This window comes from Candidatus Similichlamydia epinepheli (assembly GCF_003056015.1).
In genome coordinates, this window is the sequence record NZ_PPEU01000071.1 from 1 (window position 1) to 3,650 (window position 3,650).

Annotated in this window: 5 protein-coding genes and 1 tRNA gene; 3 read left to right on the top strand and 3 right to left on the bottom strand. The window is 38.1% G+C overall.

Translation table 11 applies throughout. The annotated features are described in order from the left end of the window. Positions 1-9: 9 nt before the first annotated feature. The 3 genes from GCCT14_RS05665 to GCCT14_RS03900 are packed head-to-tail and all read left to right on the top strand — an operon-like array spanning position 10 to position 1,834. Positions 10-165 carry a TOBE domain-containing protein gene (locus GCCT14_RS05665; RefSeq protein WP_420885383.1) on the top strand — a complete coding sequence of 52 codons (156 nt, stop codon included), beginning with the start codon at positions 10-12 and terminating at the stop codon, positions 163-165. Between the two features lie 2 nt (positions 166-167). After that, positions 168-1,040 (top strand): ABC transporter permease, encoded by an 873-nt coding sequence (locus GCCT14_RS03895; protein ID WP_157952592.1) that lies wholly within the window; start codon positions 168-170, stop codon positions 1,038-1,040. 8 nt (positions 1,041-1,048) lie between these two features. Beyond that, complete coding sequence (locus GCCT14_RS03900; protein ID WP_239978370.1) at positions 1,049-1,834, top strand: ABC transporter permease; 786 nt, start codon at positions 1,049-1,051, stop codon at positions 1,832-1,834. On the opposite strand, the gene GCCT14_RS03905 is transcribed toward GCCT14_RS03900, so the two are convergent. From GCCT14_RS03905 to GCCT14_RS03915, 3 genes are all read right to left on the bottom strand, one after another. Beyond that, entirely contained in the window at positions 1,820-2,224 is a 405-nt protein-coding gene (locus GCCT14_RS03905; RefSeq protein ID WP_108624319.1) for a DUF2177 family protein, read from the bottom strand. The two genes, GCCT14_RS03900 and GCCT14_RS03905, sit on opposite strands and share 15 nt — an antisense overlap. A 31-nt stretch (positions 2,225-2,255) precedes the next feature. Continuing rightward, positions 2,256-2,337: transfer RNA gene (locus GCCT14_RS03910), tRNA-Leu, on the bottom strand. 36 nt (positions 2,338-2,373) lie between these two features. Continuing rightward, positions 2,374-3,330, bottom strand: a complete 957-nt coding sequence (locus GCCT14_RS03915) for a hypothetical protein (protein ID WP_157952593.1) — start codon at positions 3,328-3,330, stop codon at positions 2,374-2,376. Positions 3,331-3,650: the final 320 nt, after the last annotated feature.

The following is a 3,650-nucleotide window of genomic DNA, read 5'->3' on the forward strand; positions in this document are numbered from 1 at the left end:
AAATATTGGATCCGTGTAGGATCGCACAGGATTTCTGTTCTTAGGCAGCACAATCATTTTCTTCTTGATGAGCAACGTATTGAATGGGACGACCAAGTTTGGTTATCTTGGTCTGCAGATGACGGATATATTTTAGAAGGTATGCAAGACGAAGATGGGATATAGATGTGGACAAGATTCATTCCAAAAAAAGAGGAATATACGAATTAGTTGGATTTGCTCCAGTTTTGATATGGAATGGGATTTTTTTTATCATTCCACTTTTGACAGTTGTATGGGTGTCTTTTCATAGATCTGATATTTATGGGGGAATACTCCCCGGATGGACGATATCTACATTTATTGAAGCTTTTCAAACCCCTAATTTTCTTACTATTCTCATTCGCACTATTGTAATCAGTGCAATATGTTGTCTTATCTCAGTTGGCTTGGCAATCCCAACAGGTTACTACATTGCAACTCTACCTCGACAAAAAAGACTTAGGGTTATCTTCTTGATCATGAGCGTATTCTGGACAAGTTTTCTTCTTCGTATATTTTGTTGGAAAATACTTCTACATCCAGAAGGATTTTTTAAATCTGTTCTTGTTCACTTAAGGATTGTTTCTCCAGAGAGTGTACTTCTTTATTCCAAAGGCGCTGTTTTATTAACAATGATCCATGTTTCAATTCCATTTGCAATACTTCCAATTTATTCTGCGGCAGATCGTTTTGACTTTTCATTAATGGAAGCAGCGTCTGATTTAGGTGCATCCACAATTTATTCGTTTCTAAATGTTTTTGTCCCTGGCATTCGATTAGGCGTATTACAATCTCTTGTAGCTGTTTTTCTTCAGACCATTAGTTCTTATACATTTTCAGGTTTGTTAGGTGGCACATCATGCGAGATGATCGGCAACAAAATAGTTCGTCTCATTCTTTTACAACGCGACTTGCCAAGTGGATCAGCAGTTTCATTAATTAGTTCTTTCGTGGCAATTTTTTGCACGATTCTTTTTTATAAGTTATTCAACTGCTCTCATAAAAAAAGGAATTCTTAAACGTGCCAATGAAAAAATGCGTTCGCATTATCGCATGGAGCGTTATTGGCTTTTGCTATGCTCCTATTTTTGTTCTTCTGGTCAACTCATTTAATGTTTGTCGCTCCGGAGCAGAATGGAGCGGATTCACATTAAAATGGTACCAAGGACTTTTGTCAGAAGAGTCTATTTGGGAAGCAATGAAGAACTCTATCATTATAGCTTCTCTATCAACTATTATTTCAGTTCCAATTGGCACTATCTCTGCTTTGTCTCCTTGCCTCTTTGCTTACTTCTTGCGTTTTTCCAAAAATAAAATACTCAAACCAACTACTTTCTTTCTGAATAAAATGATCTTGACAGTTCCAGACTTACAATTAGCTGTAGGATTATTGATATTCTTTTCTTTTCTTAATGTAGGATTAGGAATTGCAACAATAACTATTTCCCATTCAATTTTTTCAATTGTCTATGTGCTGCAGTCCGTCTTTTCTCGACTATCATTAATAGATCTCTCCATGATCGAAGCTGCTCAAGATTTAGGAGCACAGCCCAAGACAATAATAACAGAGATAATTTTCCCTCTTATACGATCAACGATTATTGCCAGTGCCATTCTTGCATTTACGATTTCGATAGACGAATTTGTTTTAACATTTTTCCTGTCAGGACCAACTTCACCAACTCTTCCTATTGAGATTTACGGCATGATACGCAATGGATTTCCACCAATAGTGGATACCCTAGCAGTTTTAATGCTAGGATTTTCCCTTGTTGCTTCGTGGGCCTTTCAAAAAATTTCAAACGATCGGTAATCCCATCATGAAAGCACGCAGATAAAAATGTAATGCCACAAGCAAGACATTACTCAACATTCCAAAAGCAAGATCAAGAAGAGCAAAGCTCGTGGTCCAACTTTCCAATAGGGCTAACATCGTGCAATTGAATACTACATATACAAAACCACCTAGCAAGTTTGCTTCAAACAAAGCCCTTTGAAAGGAAGGATCATTACGAAAAATCCAATAAAGATTAGCCAAATCAAAAGCTATCCAAACAGGCACCATCCACCAAATCAATATAGAAGATTTCTTTGGTATTCCAAGATTAGAAAAAATAGAGTCTTTGGAAACTAAACGAAACCAAAGAAACCCTAACGAAGCTCTTACGCAAGAAGTAAGCAAAGAGGCAAGGAGACAAAGCATAAATTTCCTCCACACCAACCTTTCTGAGAGATGCCCAAGATAGGATTTGAACCTATACGCCTCTCGGCACCAGATCCTAAGTCTGACGTGTCTACCAATTTCACCACCTGGGCCCATCAGGAAGGTATGCTATTTTCACACGACATAACCTACTGGTCAAGAAAGAATCCACTCGAACCAGTCTTCTCAACTAAAAGACAATCCGGAGTGCGAACCATACGTAGTCCTGGTATTGATGCAAAAAGCCTTGGCAACAAACCACGCAGCTCAACTCCCTGTGGAGCGACCTCCCTTTGAATAAGTTGGAGAACATAATCGAATTTGTATAACTGTCCGCGTTTATAAAAGCAGAGATTTAAAAGTTCAAACAGATCATGTAAAAATTGAACCTTATCACGACCTATAACATACCAAATTACACCTTCTAACCATTTAAGTTTAACGGCGTGCAAGTATGGCCCCCAAATAAAAGAATCCCACATAAAACCTCTAACCAGGACATCTTTCAGAACAGGTCCAAGAGAAGGCTCCTCCGAACGAAGAGACATCCAGTAATTGATTTCCTCAATAGTTCCAATCCCTCCCCTCTCACGAAGCCAAGGAACAAGAAGATGGTTTGTTACTGTTTGAAGAACATTCTCTAACCAACGTACAAGAGCTACATATGTCGAAGGACTAAGAGAGGCTGTTTGATCAACCAAATAAGAAGAAATCTTTATCAATTCTTCGTCTAATAAAGAATCAATTCCCTGAGGTGATGAGCAAGTTGTTAATTCAGTTAAAATAAGAACAAGAAGTTTTTTATTCTCGAATAAGAAAGTCCTTTTCAGAACACTTCTCTTTTCTAGTTCATTTCGTAGACATTCCCAATCAGATGGAGCTAACGATCCTTGCAATGAAAGGAAATTATGTTGATCCAATATATCTCTAATTCGAAGAAATCCAGACCTATAAAGGAATTTTGATAAATTCTTTGGCAATGGTAACACATCAATGCGTTTCTCAATCTCCAAAGAGGGAAGTTCGAGAAGCGAAAAAGACTTTTCATTCACCTCCTCAGTAGATAGAGGTGCAAAAGACTGAGTATTGTTTGTACACTTCGTCATGTTTATCTCTAACTGTCAACGTTCAGTATGACTCCTCTATACATCGACGAACTTCCATTTGATCCATAAAGACTCCAAAAGAGATCGGGGCGGCAAGCCACGACGAGAAACCTCTTTAGCCTGAGCAAGAGCATGCGCCACATGTAAGGTTGGGATTTTCAACCCTGGAGACGAGATCAATGACTCAAGCAAGCTTTCCCAAAAAAGCTCAAGCCTCTCCATCTGATTGGGAATGTCTACGAAATGAACTAGAAAAGAGAAGTGTTCTGAAAAGGACTTTCTTATTCGAGAATAAAAAACTTCTTGTTCTTATTTTAACT